General features: G+C 73.6%; 2 protein-coding genes. One reads left to right on the forward strand and one right to left on the reverse strand.

Annotation, left to right across the window (positions count from 1 at the left end; genetic code table 11):
- A partial coding sequence (locus Y694_RS21645; protein ID WP_231497837.1) for an alkaline phosphatase occupies positions 1-1,068 on the reverse strand: 1,068 nt, incomplete at its 3' end.
- A 339-nt stretch (positions 1,069-1,407) separates the two neighbouring features.
- Between Y694_RS21645 and Y694_RS21650 the strand changes: the two genes are divergently transcribed.
- Positions 1,408-1,632, forward strand: coding sequence for a hypothetical protein (locus tag Y694_RS21650; protein WP_036236620.1), 225 nt, complete (start codon positions 1,408-1,410; stop codon positions 1,630-1,632).
- Positions 1,633-1,642 lie beyond the last annotated feature (10 nt).

Consider the following 1,642-nt stretch of genomic DNA (forward strand, 5'->3'; position numbering starts at 1 on the left):
GGCAGACCACGTGCTTGCGGCTGCCCCGCGATCGCCCGCATCAGGCGCGCGCGCGCCTTCGGGTAGCGTCCCAGCCGTCGCTGAAGAGGCTGCGGCCGAGCGGCGTGTCGATGCCGCTGGGCGCGATCTGCGTGCCTGGGCCAGCAGCCGCCAGCCGCGCCGGCTGGCGGCGAGCTGCTCACCGATCCAGTGCTCCTGCGCGGCGCCGAACACCGTGGCCGACTCGTCCTCGAGCGTCTCGCACTGCGTGAGGATGCGCCCCCCGGCGACGCCGGGCGCATTGCAGGGCTGCAGCGAGCGGTACTGGCGGTTGTCCAGCGTCCACAGGTCGGCCAGCCGGCCCCAGCGGTAGTGCGCGTGGATGCGCATCTGCGCGCCCACCGGCGCACTGTGCGGCGACACCGGCATGTGTTCGAAGTAGGCCTTGTAGGCGGCGGCGCGCAGCTGCAGGAACGCCGCCGCGCTGCGCGACGGGTCCCGTGAGGCGTCGGCGGCGTAGTCGTTCTCGACCTCGTGGTCGTCCCAGGTCAGCACCCAGGGGTGGGCCGCATGGGCCGCACGCAGGGCGGCGTCGAGCTTGTAGGTGACGTGGCGCTGGCGGAAGCCGTCCAGCGTGGTCGGCTGCGCCGCTTCATGCGATCGGATGCGCAGGCGCGCATTGCTGGATTCGTAGAGGTAGTCGCCGACGAACAGCACCAGGTCCAGGTCGCGCGCGGCGATCTCGCGGTGCAGCGTGAACTCGCCCTGCTCGTAGTGCTGGCAGGACGCCAGCGCGATGCGCAGGCGGCCGACCCCGGCCTCGGGCGCCGGCGCGGTGCGGGTGCGCCCGAGCGGGCTGGTCGCCTCGCCGGCATGGAAGCGGTAGAAGTAGCGCCGATCGCTCGGCAGACCCGTCACCTCGGCGTGCACGCTGTGCGCGTGCTCGGGCCGGGCCCAGACCACGCCGGTGCGCCGTTCGATCGAGAAGCCCTCGTCCTCGGCCAGTTCCCAGCGCACCGCGATGGGCGCGTCGGGCAGGCCACCGAGCGGTTCGCGCGGACTCGGGGCCAGCCGGGTCCACAGCACCACGCGTCGGGCGCCGGCATGCCGCTGGCGACGCCGAGCGTGAAGGGGTCGTCGCCACCGCGGAGCGTCTCGGCCCGCTCGCCACTGCGGCCGACGCCGGGCGCGAACAGCGTGCCGAGCGCCAGCGCGGCCGCGTGGCGGCCCAGGCGATGGAGGAAATCACGGCGCCACATGAGGCGGCCGATTGTGCCCAGCGTCCGTGAAGATCCGGTGGCGCCCCGCTGCGTTTCGTCACGACTTCCCTAGCTTGGCGGCTTGGCCGTGGCGGCCCGATCGCCTAACCTCGTCGTTCGGGCCGCGGCCCGCTTCATGCTTGTCGCACTGCAACCCTCGGCCATTCCCATGACCCGCACTTCTCTGCAAGCCATCACCTGGGGCACGGTCAGCGCCGCCGTGGTCAGCGCGATGCTGCTCGCTGCGGCGGGCGACGACGCGTCCGAATGGCGCTTCGAGCCACCGAGCGCGGGGGTGCGTCCGGCGTCGCTCGGCCGCAACGGCGCCACCGAGCGCCTGCAGCCGGCACCGCCGCCGAACCAGCGTTCGTCACCGGACGCCGCGTCGCGCTGAGTGCGCGGCG

The organism is Methylibium sp. T29-B (assembly GCF_000576225.1).
In the GTDB taxonomy this organism is placed as follows: domain Bacteria; phylum Pseudomonadota; class Gammaproteobacteria; order Burkholderiales; family Burkholderiaceae_C; genus Methylibium; species Methylibium petroleiphilum.

Excerpts from the sequence above, each read along its gene's own strand:
- Y694_RS21650 (WP_036236620.1), top strand. The coding sequence starts at position 1,408 with ATGACCCGCACTTCTCTGCAAGCCATCACCTGGGGCACGGTCAGCGCC.